At 44.8% G+C, this 14,859-nt stretch carries 18 protein-coding genes; 14 read left to right on the top strand and 4 right to left on the bottom strand.

Going from position 1 to position 14,859, the window contains the following annotated elements:
- The first annotated feature begins 57 nt into the window (after window positions 1–57).
- Window positions 58–2,034: a S9 family peptidase gene (locus tag NSQ37_RS00680; RefSeq protein WP_341123055.1), complete on the top strand. Its 1,977-nt coding sequence runs from the start codon at window positions 58–60 to the stop codon at window positions 2,032–2,034.
- 40 nt (window positions 2,035–2,074) lie between these two features.
- Here the strand turns inward: NSQ37_RS00680 and NSQ37_RS00675 are convergent, their stop codons facing one another.
- Entirely contained in the window at window positions 2,075–2,410 is a 336-nt protein-coding gene (locus NSQ37_RS00675; RefSeq protein WP_169510385.1) for a NifU family protein, read from the bottom strand.
- 79 nt (window positions 2,411–2,489) lie between these two features.
- Here NSQ37_RS00675 and NSQ37_RS00670 point away from each other — a divergent pair, with 79 nt between their 5' ends.
- On the top strand, window positions 2,490–2,816 hold the full coding sequence (locus tag NSQ37_RS00670; RefSeq protein WP_015240509.1) for a YuzD family protein: 327 nt from the start codon (window positions 2,490–2,492) through the stop codon (window positions 2,814–2,816).
- Window positions 2,817–2,853: 37 nt separating this feature from the next.
- On the opposite strand, the gene NSQ37_RS00665 is transcribed toward NSQ37_RS00670, so the two are convergent.
- A complete protein-coding gene (locus NSQ37_RS00665) occupies window positions 2,854–3,921 on the bottom strand; it encodes an NAD(P)/FAD-dependent oxidoreductase (RefSeq protein ID WP_025285213.1) in 1,068 nt (355 codons plus the stop codon).
- 266 nt (window positions 3,922–4,187) lie between these two features.
- Here NSQ37_RS00665 and NSQ37_RS00660 point away from each other — a divergent pair, with 266 nt between their 5' ends.
- From NSQ37_RS00660 to NSQ37_RS00645, 4 genes are all read left to right on the top strand, one after another.
- Window positions 4,188–4,424, top strand: a complete 237-nt coding sequence (locus tag NSQ37_RS00660) for a YuzB family protein (protein WP_341123052.1) — start codon at window positions 4,188–4,190, stop codon at window positions 4,422–4,424.
- A 133-nt stretch (window positions 4,425–4,557) separates the two neighbouring features.
- Entirely contained in the window at window positions 4,558–5,775 is a 1,218-nt protein-coding gene (locus NSQ37_RS00655; protein WP_012118346.1) for a NupC/NupG family nucleoside CNT transporter, read from the top strand.
- 123 nt (window positions 5,776–5,898) lie between these two features.
- Complete coding sequence (gene dapF, locus NSQ37_RS00650) at window positions 5,899–6,753, top strand: diaminopimelate epimerase (RefSeq protein WP_012118345.1); 855 nt, start codon at window positions 5,899–5,901, stop codon at window positions 6,751–6,753.
- 78 nt (window positions 6,754–6,831) lie between these two features.
- Window positions 6,832–7,194, top strand: a complete 363-nt coding sequence (locus NSQ37_RS00645) for a HesB/IscA family protein (protein ID WP_003151967.1) — start codon at window positions 6,832–6,834, stop codon at window positions 7,192–7,194.
- Between the two features lie 142 nt (window positions 7,195–7,336).
- On the opposite strand, the gene NSQ37_RS00640 is transcribed toward NSQ37_RS00645, so the two are convergent.
- Window positions 7,337–8,098: an SDR family oxidoreductase gene (locus tag NSQ37_RS00640; RefSeq protein ID WP_007408717.1), complete on the bottom strand. Its 762-nt coding sequence runs from the start codon at window positions 8,096–8,098 to the stop codon at window positions 7,337–7,339.
- 376 nt (window positions 8,099–8,474) lie between these two features.
- Here NSQ37_RS00640 and NSQ37_RS00635 point away from each other — a divergent pair, with 376 nt between their 5' ends.
- The 7 genes from NSQ37_RS00635 to NSQ37_RS00605 all read left to right on the top strand — a co-directional run bounded on the left by NSQ37_RS00635 (window position 8,475) and on the right by NSQ37_RS00605 (window position 13,445).
- Window positions 8,475–9,014 carry a GNAT family N-acetyltransferase gene (locus NSQ37_RS00635; protein ID WP_043020742.1) on the top strand — a complete coding sequence of 180 codons (540 nt, stop codon included), beginning with the start codon at window positions 8,475–8,477 and terminating at the stop codon, window positions 9,012–9,014.
- Window positions 9,015–9,272: 258 nt separating this feature from the next.
- Window positions 9,273–9,845 carry a hypothetical protein gene (locus NSQ37_RS00630; RefSeq protein ID WP_007408715.1) on the top strand — a complete coding sequence of 191 codons (573 nt, stop codon included), beginning with the start codon at window positions 9,273–9,275 and terminating at the stop codon, window positions 9,843–9,845.
- 67 nt (window positions 9,846–9,912) lie between these two features.
- On the top strand, window positions 9,913–10,248 hold the full coding sequence (locus NSQ37_RS00625) for an uberolysin/carnocyclin family circular bacteriocin (protein WP_003151973.1): 336 nt from the start codon (window positions 9,913–9,915) through the stop codon (window positions 10,246–10,248).
- 82 nt (window positions 10,249–10,330) lie between these two features.
- Window positions 10,331–11,986: a hypothetical protein gene (locus NSQ37_RS00620; protein WP_326365042.1), complete on the top strand. Its 1,656-nt coding sequence runs from the start codon at window positions 10,331–10,333 to the stop codon at window positions 11,984–11,986.
- Window positions 11,979–12,683 carry an ABC transporter ATP-binding protein gene (locus NSQ37_RS00615; protein WP_076424470.1) on the top strand — a complete coding sequence of 235 codons (705 nt, stop codon included), beginning with the start codon at window positions 11,979–11,981 and terminating at the stop codon, window positions 12,681–12,683. The genes NSQ37_RS00620 and NSQ37_RS00615 overlap by 8 nt, the downstream gene beginning before the upstream one ends.
- Complete coding sequence (locus NSQ37_RS00610) at window positions 12,680–13,207, top strand: stage II sporulation protein M (RefSeq protein WP_025285208.1); 528 nt, start codon at window positions 12,680–12,682, stop codon at window positions 13,205–13,207. Before NSQ37_RS00615 ends, NSQ37_RS00610 begins: the two co-directional genes overlap by 4 nt.
- A 16-nt stretch (window positions 13,208–13,223) precedes the next feature.
- Window positions 13,224–13,445 carry a DUF5970 family protein gene (locus NSQ37_RS00605; protein WP_003151978.1) on the top strand — a complete coding sequence of 74 codons (222 nt, stop codon included), beginning with the start codon at window positions 13,224–13,226 and terminating at the stop codon, window positions 13,443–13,445.
- Window positions 13,446–13,506: 61 nt separating this feature from the next.
- On the opposite strand, the gene guaC is transcribed toward NSQ37_RS00605, so the two are convergent.
- Complete coding sequence (gene guaC / locus NSQ37_RS00600) at window positions 13,507–14,487, bottom strand: GMP reductase (protein WP_015240502.1); 981 nt, start codon at window positions 14,485–14,487, stop codon at window positions 13,507–13,509.
- Between the two features lie 216 nt (window positions 14,488–14,703).
- Here guaC and NSQ37_RS00595 point away from each other — a divergent pair, with 216 nt between their 5' ends.
- Complete coding sequence (locus NSQ37_RS00595) at window positions 14,704–14,847, top strand: hypothetical protein (protein WP_003151982.1); 144 nt, start codon at window positions 14,704–14,706, stop codon at window positions 14,845–14,847.
- Window positions 14,848–14,859: the final 12 nt, after the last annotated feature.

The following is a 14,859-nucleotide window of genomic DNA, read 5'->3' as shown; positions in this document are numbered from 1 at the left end:
CTGGAGAAGGATTTTTATTTAGGGAAGCGAAATAAAAAAGAAAAGGAGGAGAAACGATTGAAAAAACTCATAACCGAGGAGGACATTGCGACTCTCGTATCCGTGACAGACCCGCAATATGCCCCTGACGGCAGAAGAGCCGCTTACGTCCGGACAACAGTCAATCATAAGCGTGATTCCTATTCCTCAGCCATTATGGTATATGACACAGAATCCGGCATCTCAAACCCGTGGACTTTCGGGGACAACAGAAATACAAGTCCGCGGTGGTCACCTGACGGACGGCGCCTCGCCTTTGTTTCTGACAGGGAGAACGGCGTCCCTCAGCTGTACATCATCAACGCTGCCGGAGGAGAGGCGGAGCAGGCGGCCGATATTCCTTGGGGCGTATCAGATCCGATATGGGCGCCCGACGGCAGATCCGTGCTTGTGTCCGTCAGTCTGACATCAGCGGAGCGCGCCGATGAGAAAGAAAAAAAGAAGCATGACGAGTATGAGCCGGTTGACATTCAGTCATTAACATATAAACGTGACGGGAAAGGCCTGCTGAACGGAAGCTGGGCCCAGCTTGTGCTGATTCATCTTGAAACGGGGGAGATTCGGCAGCTGACGGATCATGAAGCGGATCATTATGGCGCGGCCTTTTCACCGGATGGCAGGCAGCTTGCGTTTACCGCCAATTTATGCGAGCCGGGTGACGCCGGAAAGCCGAGCGATGTCTATCTGATGAATCTGGCGGACGGAAGCCTGAAGCAGATTACGCCGCACCGCGGTTCTTTCGGTTCCTGCGTGTTTTCACCGGACGGTTCTTATATCGCGATGCTGGGCCATGAAAATGAATTTCGCAATGCGACTTTAGAGAAAGCGTGGCTGTACGACGTGAAAACTGAGCGGCTGTCCTGCCTGACCGACATGCTGGATGTTCATTTGAGCGATGCGCTGATTGCGGATTCAATCATAGGAGGAGTGACGCTCCGGCCGGTATGGACAAACGACGGGCAGGGTTTTTACGTTCTCGGGAGCGAGCAGGGAAGCACCGGTATTTATTATATCTCGATTGACGGCCTCGTCTATCCGATCCGATTAGAAGAAGAGTACGTGAACGGTTTTGCTTTTCATCCTGATCAGAAAAGCTGTATCGCTGTCATTGCCAAACCCGCACAGCCTTCCGAGCTTTACAGCATTTCGCTCGAAGATGGGGAAGAGAAGCAATTGACATCCGACAATGATCGGTTTATTGAGGAGCGCATCATATCCGTGCCGGAAAAGCTGCAATATGAAACAAAGGACGGGCTGACGGTAAACGGCTGGTTTTTAAAGCCCGCCGTTTTTGAAGAGGATCAAACTTATCCGCTCATTCTATACATACACGGCGGGCCTCACATGATGTACGGCCATACGTATTTTCACGAATTCCAAGTGCTGGCCGCACAAGGATATGCTGTCGTGTATGTCAACCCGAGAGGAAGCCATGGCTACGGGCAGGATTTTGTCAATCGTGTCAGGGGTGATTACGGAGGCGGAGATTACCGTGATGTCATGCAGGCGGTGGATGAAGCCGTTCAGGCGTATCCGTTTATTGACAGCGGCCGTCTCGGTGTGACGGGCGGAAGCTACGGAGGGTTTATGACGAATTGGATTGTCGGGCAGACAGGCCGTTTTAAAGCAGCCGTCACGCAGCGCTCCATTTCAAATTGGCTCAGCTTCCACGGTGTCAGCGATATCGGCTTCTTTTTTACAGACTGGCAGCTCGGACATGATTTGTTTGAGGAAGCGGATAAGCTTTGGGATCGTTCTCCTGTAAAATATGCGTCCCGGGTTTCGACGCCGCTTTTGATCCTGCATGGTGAGCGAGATGACCGCTGTCCGATAGAGCAGGCGGAGCAGCTCTTTACCGCATTGAAGAAACTGAACAAAACGACGTCGTTCATCCGGTTTCCGAAAGCCACGCATGAGCTGTCGAGAAGCGGCCATCCGGAACAGCGGATGAAACGCATCCGTTATATTTGTTCATGGTTTGATGACTATTTGTAAAAAATAAAAAACCAGGCTGTCATGCAGCCTGGTTTTATGATTAAAATACTTGTTCTACTTCAACGACACCCGGTACTTCTTCAAGAAGGGCGCGTTCGATTCCGGCTTTCAGCGTAATCGTTGAACTTGGGCAGCTGCCGCATGCGCCAAGGAGGCGAAGCTTTACAATGCCTTCGTCTACATCAACAAGCTCACAGTCACCGCCGTCACGAAGCAGAAACGGACGTAATTTATCCAATACTTCCTGTACTTGCTCTTTCATTTCAACCTCAGTCATGAGATTCGCTCCTTTCATATACATAAAACCATTATATTCACAGTAACGGTAAAAATCTAATGTTTGGTTTGCAAAGCTGCTTTCCCCATTATAGCATATTTAAACTTGAACATAAAAACCGTTTTTTATACAAAAGCTGCCCCGTCCTTTGTATACTGGTGTAAAGGGGATGATATACATGACAAAGCCGGTTACGCTCAGTGTTTACGGCGCTGAAACGCTTTGCGCAAGCTGCGTGAATATGCCGAGCGCCAAAGATACGTTTGAATGGCTGGAGGCGGCGCTGCAACGGAAATATCCGGAGCAGCCTTTTCACATGCGGTATATTGATATTGACGCACCGCCTCAGCAAAAGGAGACAGAAGAGCTTGCGGAGCGCATCAGAAACGATGAATTTTTCTATCCGCTCGTGCTGGTGGAGGATGTCATTGTGGGGGAAGGGAATCCGCATTTAAAAGATATATATGAAGAAATGGAAAAGCGCGGCTATGTTGCGGGCTCTTAAAAATGGCCGCTGATCGCAATCAGCGGCTTTTTTCTTATCAGCCGTTATGATGCTTGTACATCCATAAAAGGCCTGATTTTAATAAACGGGGCACACGCCCGATGAGCGGACGGTCGTTGACAAGACCGAAGCCCGCTTTTTTTCCGAGTGAACCGAGAACGCCTTTCAGCTTAAATTGCGGCATTGTTTCCGGCAGCTCTTCATTGTTCCAGCGTTTCAGGAGGATCTGCACAATTTGTTCCGCCTGTGCTTCAGCCAGCTGGGCGCTCGGCGCATGCGGCAGGCTCGCGCAATCACCGACGACGTAAACATGCTCATCGCCCGGAAGGTTGTGATGCGGTGTTAAAATGATGCGCCCCTGCGGATCTTTTTCAGCGTCCAGTTCTCTGACGGCTTTATTCGGCTGAATTCCCGCCGTCCACACGATGGCATCGGCCGCTATTCCTTCATCATGATTATAAACGATCCCGTCTTCCACTTTTGTAATATTCGCATTATTGATAATGGCGACGCCGTGTTCTTCAAACCATTTCTGAACATACTTGCTGAGTCTTTTCGGAAAGCTTGATAAAATCAGGTCGCCCCGGTCAAATAACATAATCTTCAGATCGTCACGGCTCTCTCTTAATTCACTGGCAAGCTCCACGCCGCTTAATCCCGCTCCGACGATAGCGACAGATGCATTGGCGCCGAGGTTGTTCAGCTTTTGATAGGCTTCGCGTGACTGATCAATGGTCTGAATGCTGTAAGTATGTTCCGGCGCGCCGGGCACGTTATGATACTTATCCTCGCAGCCCAGTCCGATCACCGCGTCATCGTAAGAAATCGGTTCGCGGTCATGAAACAGAACCTGTTTGTTTTTCGTGTCGACGGAAGCCACCTCACCGTATTGAACATCCAGATTCGGATGCTCAGGAAAAGACACCCTGATATGATGATCAGAAATCGTGCCGGCGGCGAGCGCATAATATTCTGTTTTTAAGCAGTGATACGGGTTTCTGTCAATCAGCGTGATGGATATATCTGACGGAAGCTGGTTCGGCAGTAAGCGGTGCAGCACCCGCATGTTTCCGTAACCCCCGCCGATCAAGACCAATTTTTTCATAATGATTCCCCTTTTGCCCGAAAAATATGGTAGTCAATGTTGTTACAAAATAACGAACTATGTAAAATAACATCTAGAATTATATCGAATTTGATCTAAAACCACAATAATAGTTTTAAAATAACCTACAAATTGACCAGAAAACACGTAATAGTAAAACCTTTAACCTGAATTAATATGTTACGATAACATTGAGCGTGAAACCGGATCTTTGACGAATAGAGGAAATTCCGTTAGGATAAGGTACATATGTGAGGTGAAACCGCATGATTCCGATGATTGAATTCTGTGTCAGCAATTTAGCGCGCGGTTCCCAGGAAGCACTTGAGATCTTAGAGAAGGATCCGAACTTGGACGTGCTTGAATACGGCTGTTTAAGCTATTGCGGGAAATGCATGGAGTCCCTGTTCGCCCTGGTCAACGGCGAAGTGGTCACGGGAGGCACGCCTGCTGAACTGGTTGACAACATATATACATTCATAGAAGAAAATCCGATGTTTTAATCAGAGGCTCCGAATGGGGTCTCTTTTTTATTGCGCCCCGGGTTTTGCAAAATAAAAAATTTGTAGACAGCAAAAATAAATATTGTTATCTTAATAAAGACTTTTTTTAAATAAAATTTTAGAGGTGGATTCATTGAATATCGTTTGGGGGCTGCTCGGGGCAGTTGCTATATTAGCCATTGCTTTTTTGTTATCAGAGAAGAAAAGCAAAATTAACCTGCGAACCGTCATTGTCGGTTTATGTTTACAAATGGCCTTCGGATTCATCGTATTAAAGTGGGACGCCGGACGGGCCGTATTTTTATGGTTCTCAAGCCGTGTGCAGCTTCTCATTGATTATGCGAACGAAGGCATCAGCTTTATTTTTGGCCCGCTGTTAAAAGTGGGCAGCAGCCCGGCTTTTGCGCTGAGCGTTCTGCCGGTCATTATCTTTTTCTCAGCGCTGATTGCCGTTTTGTATCACTTGAAAATCATGCAGCTCATCTTTCGCGTCATCGGAGGCGGACTGTCAAAACTTCTTGGGACAAGCAGAACGGAATCGCTTGCGGCGGCTGCGAACATTTTTGTCGGACAGTCTGAATCACCGCTTGCCATTAAACCGCTGATTGCGGGATTGACCCGTTCCGAGCTGTTTACGATTATGACGAGCGGCCTTTCGGCTGTAGCGGGTTCGACGCTTTTCGGTTACGCCCTGTTAGGCATTCCGATCGAATACTTGCTGGCGGCCAGCTTTATGGCGGCTCCCGCCGGTCTCGTGTTCGGAAAAATTTTAATACCTGAAACGGAAAAAACGCAGACGATAAAAGGCGATTTTAATATGGACGAAGAAGGCGAAGGCGCCGCTAATGTGATTGATGCAGCGGCAAAAGGCGCGTCCACTGGCCTTCAGATTGCTCTAAATGTCGGCGCCATGCTGCTTGCGTTTGTCGCGCTCATCGCCGTAGTGAACGGAATTCTCGGCGGAATCGGCGGCTGGTTCGGTTTCAAACATATTACATTAGAATCCATTCTCGGTTACGTGTTTTCACCGATCGCATTTGTAATCGGCGTTCCTTGGCATGAAGCGCTCGGAGCGGGAAGCTATATCGGACAGAAACTTGTGCTGAATGAGTTTGTCGCTTATTCAAACTTCGGTCCGCATATTGCGGACTTTTCTAAAAAAACGTCTACGATTATCAGCTTTGCGCTGTGCGGATTTGCCAACTTCTCTTCGATTGCGATTATGCTCGGCACACTGGGCGGTTTGGCCCCAAGCCGCCGTTCGGACATTGCGCGCCTCGGATTAAGAGCGGTTATTGCGGGAACACTCGCAAACCTTCTCAGCGCGGCGATTGCCGGCATGTTTATTTAGTAAACGATAAAAGCTCCCTGCATATGCAGGGAGCTTTTATGTATGAAAAACGGGGGATATTTGTATTGTGTCCGAGCAGAAGAGCTTTTATACTAAGTAAAAGAAAAAAAGTTGGAGGCCGATATGAATTCATTCCGTTTTACCAAGATGCACGGTCTTGGAAACAGTTATATATATGTAAATCAATTTGAAGAACAGCTGCCGGAAGAACGGCTGGCTGAGATTGCCGTTAAAGTGTCCAGCATTCACACGGGCATCGGCTCTGACGGAATGATCCTCATCTGTCCGTCAGAAAAAGCGCCCGTCAAAATGCGGATTTTTAATAATGACGGCTCAGAAGGGAAAAATTGCGGCAACGGCCTTCGCTGTGTGGCAAAGTACGCATACGAACATAAGCTGACAGAAGAAACGTCCTTTTTCATTGAGACGCTTTCAGGTCTAGTGAAAGCAGACATTACAGAGGACAACGGGATTGTGCGTGAAGTCGCCGTTGATATGGGCGAACCGCGCCTCACCAAAAAAGAGCTGCCGATGCTCGGCAATGAAGATGAACGGACGATCGATGAAACCTTTGTTTTTGGAGAAACGGAGCTTTCCGGAACAGCCGTATCAATGGGAAACCCCCATATTGTTTTTCCGGTTGCGGATATCAATCAAGCACCTCTTACAACGCTCGGTCCCGTCATTGAAAAAGACCCGAGATTTCCGGAAGGCGTCAATGTCGAATTTGTGGAAACCGTCAGCGCCGATGAACTTCATTTCCGCGTATGGGAACGCGGCTCCGGCATTACACAGGCTTGCGGAACAGGCGCCTGTGCGGCGGCTGTCGCATCCGTATTGAACGGTGTTTCCGAACGAAACCGGGATATCACCGTTCATTTAGCGGGAGGCGACCTTGTGATTAATTGGCAGGACAACGGGCACGTACTGATGACGGGACCCGCCGAAACCGTATGCAGCGGCGTCTATTATTTGTAAACAGCTCGTTTGAGAAATACTCTCCTCAAGGTTTATAATAGATATCAGCATCCGTTTTTAAAAAAAGGAGGTCTACCTATGAGTGTTCCAGTAACCATCACTGAAGCAGCGGCTTTGCATATAAAAGATATGATGAAAGAGCATGAAGAAGAAAACGCGTTTCTCCGTGTGGGCGTAAAAGGCGGCGGCTGCAGCGGCCTGTCTTACGGAATGGGATTTGAGCACGAAAAAGGCGAAAAAGACAGCATGTTTGAACAGCACGGAATCACCGTTTTGGTCGACAGCGAAAGCCTTGATATTATGACCGGCACGATCATTGACTTCAAACAGTCCATGATGGGCGGCGGTTTCACCATTGACAACCCGAATGCCATCGCTTCCTGCGGCTGCGGTTCATCTTTCCGCACGGCCAAAAACGCCGGTACGCCGGAAGAGTGCTAAGGGTCAACCCGCCATTCTTAGGATGAAAAAATATGACGTCTTTCTTTCCGGTGGCGCTTGCACCATTGTTAAAAAAGGCGTTTATCTGTTTAATAAAAGGAAAACCCGCTCAACAGAAGCGGGTTTTGCTTTTTCAAAGAGGTTATTCGATTGTATGTTTCATCGCATGGTACATATTTGCCGTATGTTCATCGGCTTTATCCCGTGACATGCGCAGCCGTTCTTCTGAAGAACCATATCCGATTTCTTGTTTGCCCTCTTTCAGTCCTTTAAAAATCCCATCAGCGAATTCATCCAGCGGTTCCCCTTGCGTATGCAGCCCTGCTCCGCCTAAATCTGTATTCACCGCCGGAGGCGCAACTTCAATCACTTCTACAGATGAATCAGAAAGCTGATGTCTCAGACTCATTGTAAATGAATGAAGCGCCGCTTTCGTTGCTGAATAGATCGGTGCAATGGCAAGCGGTGTAAAAGCCAATCCCGAAGAGACGTTAATGAAAGCCGCATCTTCTTTTCCGGCAAAAAACGGAGCGAACAGCATAGACAGGTGGAAGGGAGCTTCAATGTTCGTTGTGATTTCTTTATTGAAATAGTCCCAATTGTCCTTCGCATCCGCTTTCAGTACATGAAAACGTTGTTGAATCCCCGCGTTGTTTACTAACACATTCACTTCCGGATAATTTTCTTTCACCCAATCAAACAGTGATATACGTTCAGATGGAATGCTCAAATCACTGACATATGTAATAAGATCCGGGAATGTTTCCTTTGCTTTTTGAAGAGCGTGCTCACGCCGTCCGGTCACGATGACTTTATTTCCCGCTTTTAAAAACCGTTCTGCGAAAGCCAATCCTATTCCGGCATTTCCGCCTGTAATCAGTATTGTATTTCCCGTCAGTTTCATATTATCTCCTCTTTTCCGATTGTTTTTACATTTCTTTGTCAACATTTCAGCTTTGATCCAATCAATATATTCATCCCGCAAATAGGCATGAAATAAGACAGCAGTGATTCTGTAAAATTGATTTTTAGATCATCGGGAAACCCGCCAAAACTATTCTTTCCTTGTCACAATATGATGATACGGCTTAAAGCACGGTTTAAGTCAACAAAAGAACCTTGTGCTTCCGTTTCGGTTACTCACATCAGACATAGGTCACGAAAGGAAAGATGAACGTAAAGTCTTGGAATTTTCTTGATGCGATAAAGCGTACCGTATCACATGGGTGAGAGGCAATTAAAAAAACGTTTCTGATCAAAACAAAAGGACGGCGATGCATATGCAGGAAGGAAACAGCGTTGATATCAGGCCGCTCAGCTTGAATGATGCAGAGCAGGAACTGGTTTTGCAGACGGAAAACCGCATGTTTTTTGAACGGTTTGCCATGTCGAGACAAGAGGATTTTTATACGCTGGAAGGCCGGAAAAAACGAATTGAACAATCACTGAAGAATGCGGAAAATGATACTGAATACAGCTTCGGCATTTTTCTTCAGGATCAGACCCTGATTGACACGATCAGCCTTTTTCAGGTGGTTCGGGGTTCCCTCCAAAGCGCTTTTATCGGTTATTTTTTAGATGGCAAATATAACGGGAAAGGCTATGCGACGAAGGCTGTCAAGCTGGCAGTCGATTATGCATTCAATGACCTGAAACTGCATCGGATAGGAGCTGGAGTCATGCCGCACAATAAGGCGTCAATCCGGGTGCTCGAAAAAGCTGGCTTTCATAAAGAAGGCATTGCGAGAAAAAATGTAAAAATAAATGGAAAATGGGAAGATCATCAGGTGCTGGCGATCATACATCCGGAGGATACATGACGATATCCTCCTTTTTTATATCCTTCGTCTCTTTCGACAGGTTCTTCCTAAAACTTCAAATCAATTGTCTAAATCATACTATTTGCAAATTCGAAAAAAAATAAAGGGTACATAGAACCAAAAACTCTGAAAGATGTGCTCTTTGTCAACACGTTCTAAAGTCATATTTTTCGAAAGGATATTGATTTTTTGATAGGATTAAACTAAATTGTAAAAGTATAGAATAGTTAATTTATTTTGTAAGAAAAGGATGATAATATGATAGGTCAATTGAGCAATAAAAAAATATTTTTAAGTTCTTTTTTCATCATTTTGATCTGTTCATTACTCTTCCAATTCAGTATTTCAGATAAAGTTCTGCAGTCGTATTATTCTTCCGTCGGAGAAAATACCTACGATATCGGGGAGAAAAGTGTTCGTACGATTGTCATGTTTCTGCAAGGGTTTATGATCTTCACAACTTTTGTGGAAATTCTGATAGGCGGATTTCTGTTATTCGTTGCCGCTTTTATTCTCGGTACAAAAAAACCGAAAAAAATATATTTGCTTCTATATACGCTGACTTCTTTAATCTCGGCATTTAAAATGTTGATTCTTTCAGTTGTTAACTACTTAACGGCTGATTCCTCGCTTATATATTCTGCCGGCGGCACCAGCTTGAGTCTGCAGCTGCTGGATCCATTTCTGCTCATATCAATCGCGGCTCTTTATGCTGCTGCGGGAAAACTGACCGATCTCAGTAAAGGCAAGAGAATCATTTTGACTGGATGTTTTGTTTTACTAAAACTCTTTACTATTTTCTTAAACTATTTTATGGCGGATAAAATTTAGCTCGGGAGAGAGTCAATTAAGCTGAATTTTATTATAAATTAAAAAAACAGAGTAGGGAGATGTTATGATGAACTTAGTAAAATCTAATAAAAAGTCTTTCATTTTGTTTGGCGCGGCTCTTGCTGCAGCAACATTGGTTTATGCACTATTATTAACGGGAACTGAATTAAACGTGGCGGCGGCTCATGCATTCTCAGCCAATGCTGAATTAGCTTCTACTCTCGGCATCTCTACAGCAGCAGCTAAAAAAGCAATTGATATTATTGATGCGGCATCAACAATTGCTTCTATCATTTCTCTTATCGGTATCGTTACAGGCGCAGGCGCGATTTCTTATGCAATCGTTGCAACAGCAAAAACAATGATTAAGAAATACGGCAAAAAATACGCAGCTGCTTGGTAAAATCGATCAATAAATAATTGCTCTTTTTGTACAAGCTGCAAAAAGAGCCTCTCTCCCAAATACATATGTAAGGATTGAAAGTATGATAGTCAAACAAATTGCGGCTCTTATCAAATATAATACCCTGTCATCGTTTCGAAAAAGAAAGGAAGATTGGGGCATTCCTCAACTCAACAGCAAACTGCTGTCTGCCATTATTATTTCTCTGTTATGTTTATATCTCGTTTTCCTGGGATGCGGTGTTGTATTCGGGACAAAACTGATTCAGCTGCCCCTCAGCGCATGGGGGCAATTTGTTTTAATCGCCGTTTCACTTGAGCAGCTGTTTTGGGCTGCCGGCTTCTTTAAAGAACACCACAATGCCTTTCTGCTGGATACGCGCAAGGTCATTCATCAATTAAAAAAGGTTCGTTTTTTACAGCTGTTTTCTGTTTTTGCCGGCCAGGCGATCAAAAAAACCATTTTCGTATGGTATCTTTTTGTTTTTCCGGTCTTTTTGTTTTTATCAAGCGCAGGCATGACCGGGTCTGCGGCGGTCATCGTATTTTTCTTGGGCTTCGTTTATTTTCTTCTCAATTTATTTTTATCTATGCTGTTTTCTTATGTTGTTTATCTTCTTACAAATATGTGGAGCAAATTGTTTTACTTGAAAATCATGAAAGGCATTTTATTCAGCGTCAGCCTGCTGGTTCCGCTTGCAGTCGGGTATGCCGTTTATCTTCTCGTGTTTGGGGAGTATACCGCAAAGGATATTTCAAGCTTTACGGAGTCACCGGCTTTCCGGAACATCCTCATGAATACGCCGTATGTATGGTTAGCATTCCGCTCACATTCCGTGCTCGTTTTCGCTGCGGTGTTTGCGGCCGCCGTCCTTTTAACGGCGGGGATGTTTAAACTGTGGTCGGCCACGCTGAAGAAAATGGACCTTATTCCTTATATGTTTTTGACAAACGCAGATTTTGCGCCAAAGCTGAAATTATATAGAAATAACAAAATATTTCATGCCGTTTTTCAAAAGGATCTGCTGTTTTTATCGAGAATTGACGGGTTTTTTATCAGGAACTTCGGCAGTATGTTGTATTTGTTCATGCTGTTTTTAGGTTTTTGTATTCCGCTTCTATCGCATCATTTTATCGGGTATTCGGCAGCCGCCATCGTGTCTGCGGCGGTTATCATTGCGAACTTTTCGTATCAGCTCGTCGGAGATGCGCTCAAAACAGTATTATCAGTTGACGGAGAAATAAAAAATCAGCATCTGTTTCACCGAAATATCAAACATGCGTGGCAGCTGGTGTTTCCGAAAGTATGTATTTATAATCTCGCCGCTCTTATCTATTCGTTCATCATCACCATTTTGATTACGGTGTTTTTTCCGTATTCCGCGGCGCTGACGATCTACTTGTTTATTGTGTTTTTATGTTCGGGTTTTTTATACAGTCTTGTCCAGATTTCAAGCACCGCCTTGTATCCTAAGAAAAACTGGGAGCATCTGTACGAAATTGGAGAAGCGGGGAAAGCAAAGACGTATAACAACTTATACGGGTCTTTCATTTTCATTGTGTCGCTTCAAATCGCTGCGATCACGTCGTATTTTATCTATAAAAAGCCGGAACTTGAAATGATGCTTATTCATTCTGCATCAGGTATTTTTGTCCTGTTCACACTATTAAACTATGGAGTCATGTTTCTGTTTCTTCGCAGAATCAATATGGCGGAAAGGTTTGCGAACAATGATTAAATTAGTGAATATACAAAAAAACTATAGTGAAAAACAGGTGTTGAAAGATATTTCGTTTGAGGTGAAAAAAGGCTCAATTTATGCTTTGCTGGGGACTAATGGAGTCGGGAAAACAACGACTTTGAAAATCATTTCGGGCCTGCTTAAACCGACTTCAGGCAGCGTCATGATTGACGGTAAGGAACTGGATTCAGAAGAGGGGGGGCAAATATCGGCTGATATCGGTTTTGTGCCCGACCATGCCTTTTTATATGATTATTTAACGGGAGTCGAATACTTGCGTTTTACAGCGGAAATGTTTCAAGTGCCGTCTCAGCGGACAAATGAGTATATAAAGAATATGTTAGAGACGCTGAAGCTTGCTCAAGACGGAAATCAGCTGATTAAAACATATTCACATGGAATGAAACAAAAATTATCAATTGCGGCCGCGCTCATTCATCAGCCAAAGATATTAATTCTTGACGAACCGCTGACGGGCATTGATTTAATCAGCGGTAAAACGATACGGACGTTATTAAAGGAGTACGTCAAGCAGGGACATACGGTCCTGTTATCGACCCACCTGTTGGAGCTGGCGCATTCGCTGTGTGATACGATCGGTATTATACATGAAGGCGTTTTTGCTGCGGAGTATCAGTCATCCGAGCATTCATTAGAAGAGATTGAAGAATTGGCTGAGAGTATCTATACATGATGAACCGCATGTTGCCGGCAATCAGGACGTCCGTCATTCCGTTAACCGCGTCATTGCTGTTTTTTTCAGGCGGTGTGATCGCTGCGTTTTTTTCCGATCACTTTGTTTCAACCGCGTCTTACAACGGCTCGTCAGGCGCGGTTGAACTGCTGAAAAACAATGCAATCGCTTGTCTGTTTTTAGCCGCGGGTTTTTTTACCTTTGGGTTGACCTCAATCTTTTATTTATTCACCAACGGGTTTATTTTAAGCGGCTCTATTATAGAAAATCTGCATAGCGGGGTTCCTTTTTATCAGATTTTTTTACTGCTAATTCCTCATGGTATATTTGAAGTTCCCGCGTTATTATTAAGTGGCGCCATTGGTTTTAAGGGCGTTGAATTGGTTATCAGGCTGTGTTTTTCTAAGGAAAAAAAGATAATGGCTTCAATGTTCAGGCATATTGGAATATTGGTGCTCATAATTATTTGTCTGCTGATCGCCGCTGCCATTATTGAAGCTTACATCACACCAATTTTTAAGTAAAAGGGGCAGAAATCATATGAGAAGTAAATTATCATTAATCGGTGTGCCGATTGTTATGATTATCGGTTATATCATTTCTTTATCCTTTGAGTGGCTGTTTCCTGTTCTTACTTTTGGGGTGGCAGGACTATATCTCTTTATATTTGCTCCGGTGCAAAATAAATTCATTCGTTACATCTTTTTGTTTATTTTTGTGATTAATCTGTTGGCCAGTGCGGCTCTTTATTTCGGTATTTAATGAAAAAAATGACATTCATATTGAATGTCATTTTTTTATCTTTGAGCGGCCCTGCTGCGTGTTAAAATCTGTCGCCGTTGAAAATAGAGTTTTTTACGATCACGTAGTCGACATTACGAATGGCTTCGAGTGTATTGCCGCCGGCGTAAGAGATGGAAGATTGCAGATCCTGCTCCATTTCAACCAGCGTGTCCTGTAAAGACCCTTTATGTTCGACATGCATTTTTTTGCCTTCGACGTTTTTCTTTTCGCCTTTTTGAAATTCAGAAGCGGAGCCGAAATATTCTTTGTACAGCTTTCCATCGATTTCGATCGTTTGTCCCGGTGATTCTTCGTGGCCGGCGAATAATGATCCGATCATGACCATGGATGCGCCGAATCGGATGGATTTCGCAATATCGCCGTGCGTGCGGATGCCGCCGTCAGCAATGATCGGTTTGCTCGCCGCTTTCGCGCACCAGCGAAGCGCGGCTAATTGCCATCCGCCGGTTCCGAAGCCGGTTTTAATTTTGGTGATGCAGACTTTCCCGGGGCCGATTCCCACTTTTGTCGCGTCAGCGCCCGCGCGTTCCAGCTCCCTTACGGCTTCAGGCGTCCCGACATTCCCTGCGATGACAAAGCTTTCCGGGACATGTTCTTTAATAAATTGAATCATGCTGATCACGGCATTGGAATGGCCGTGCGCGATATCAATGGTAATATAATCCGGCACAAGCTCCTGTGCTTTCAGCTCCCGGATGAATTCATAATCATTTTCCTTCACGCCGACACTGATGGAAGAAATCAGTCCGCGCACTTTCATATCCCGGACAAAAGCCAGGCGTTTTTCCGGCTCGAAGCGGTGCATGATATAAAAATACCCGTTTTCCGCGAGCCAGGCCGCGATGTTTTCATCTATTATCGTCTGCATGTTGGCCGGCACGACCGGAAGTTTAAACGTGTGTCCGCCCAATGTAACTGATGTATCACATTCAGATCGGCTGTCCACAATGCATTTTGCAGGAATCAGCTGAATATCTTCGTAATCAAATACATTTTCCATATATAACACCCCTAAAAGCGAATAATAGAATTAAATAAAATTAAAATGTTCGTCTTTTTATAATGTACTTTGTTTTGTCAGGAATGTCAAATGATTTCATGCTGCCTCATATGCGGTCAGCTTGTCATCCATTTGCAGTTTGGTTATCATAGTAGTATTGGGTGTTGTAAGACATTTGTTACGATAGATAGATTTGCAAAGAAGGGAGGGGCCGGTGTGGAACAAAAACAGCCCGGGCACAGCCCGAAAGCCCAGAAAATTCAGGACCGGATTATTTTAGGCACGATTTGGGTCGTGTCGGCGCTTGTCATTGCGCTCGTTGTCGGAACCGTCATGAATTATATTTGGATGTTTAAATAAAAAAGAGTCTGT

This window comes from Bacillus sp. FSL P4-0334, assembly GCF_038004825.1.
GTDB lineage: Bacteria > Bacillota > Bacilli > Bacillales > Bacillaceae > Bacillus > Bacillus velezensis.
The sequence above is the reverse complement of the archived record's forward strand: the minus strand, read 5'-3'. Positions and strand labels throughout refer to the sequence as shown.

Bases quoted from the DNA above. Each gene is read 5' to 3' on its own strand.
- NSQ37_RS00620 (WP_326365042.1), top strand. From the start codon at position 10,331: ATGATAGTCAAACAAATTGCGGCTCTTATCAAATATAATACCCTGTCA.
- dapF (WP_012118345.1), top strand. From the start codon at position 5,899: ATGAATTCATTCCGTTTTACCAAGATGCACGGTCTTGGAAACAGTTAT.
- NSQ37_RS00610 (WP_025285208.1), top strand. From the start codon at position 12,680: ATGATGAACCGCATGTTGCCGGCAATCAGGACGTCCGTCATTCCGTTA.
- NSQ37_RS00625 (WP_003151973.1), top strand. From the start codon at position 9,913: ATGAACTTAGTAAAATCTAATAAAAAGTCTTTCATTTTGTTTGGCGCG.
- NSQ37_RS00660 (WP_341123052.1), top strand. From the start codon at position 4,188: ATGATTCCGATGATTGAATTCTGTGTCAGCAATTTAGCGCGCGGTTCC.
- guaC (WP_015240502.1), bottom strand. From the start codon at position 14,487: ATGGAAAATGTATTTGATTACGAAGATATTCAGCTGATTCCTGCAAAA.
- NSQ37_RS00645 (WP_003151967.1), top strand. From the start codon at position 6,832: ATGAGTGTTCCAGTAACCATCACTGAAGCAGCGGCTTTGCATATAAAA.
- NSQ37_RS00615 (WP_076424470.1), top strand. From the start codon at position 11,979: ATGATTAAATTAGTGAATATACAAAAAAACTATAGTGAAAAACAGGTG.
- NSQ37_RS00670 (WP_015240509.1), top strand. From the start codon at position 2,490: ATGACAAAGCCGGTTACGCTCAGTGTTTACGGCGCTGAAACGCTTTGC.
- NSQ37_RS00605 (WP_003151978.1), top strand. From the start codon at position 13,224: ATGAGAAGTAAATTATCATTAATCGGTGTGCCGATTGTTATGATTATC.
- NSQ37_RS00635 (WP_043020742.1), top strand. From the start codon at position 8,475: ATGCAGGAAGGAAACAGCGTTGATATCAGGCCGCTCAGCTTGAATGAT.
- NSQ37_RS00640 (WP_007408717.1), bottom strand. From the start codon at position 8,098: ATGAAACTGACGGGAAATACAATACTGATTACAGGCGGAAATGCCGGA.
- NSQ37_RS00630 (WP_007408715.1), top strand. From the start codon at position 9,273: ATGATAGGTCAATTGAGCAATAAAAAAATATTTTTAAGTTCTTTTTTC.
- NSQ37_RS00665 (WP_025285213.1), bottom strand. From the start codon at position 3,921: ATGAAAAAATTGGTCTTGATCGGCGGGGGTTACGGAAACATGCGGGTG.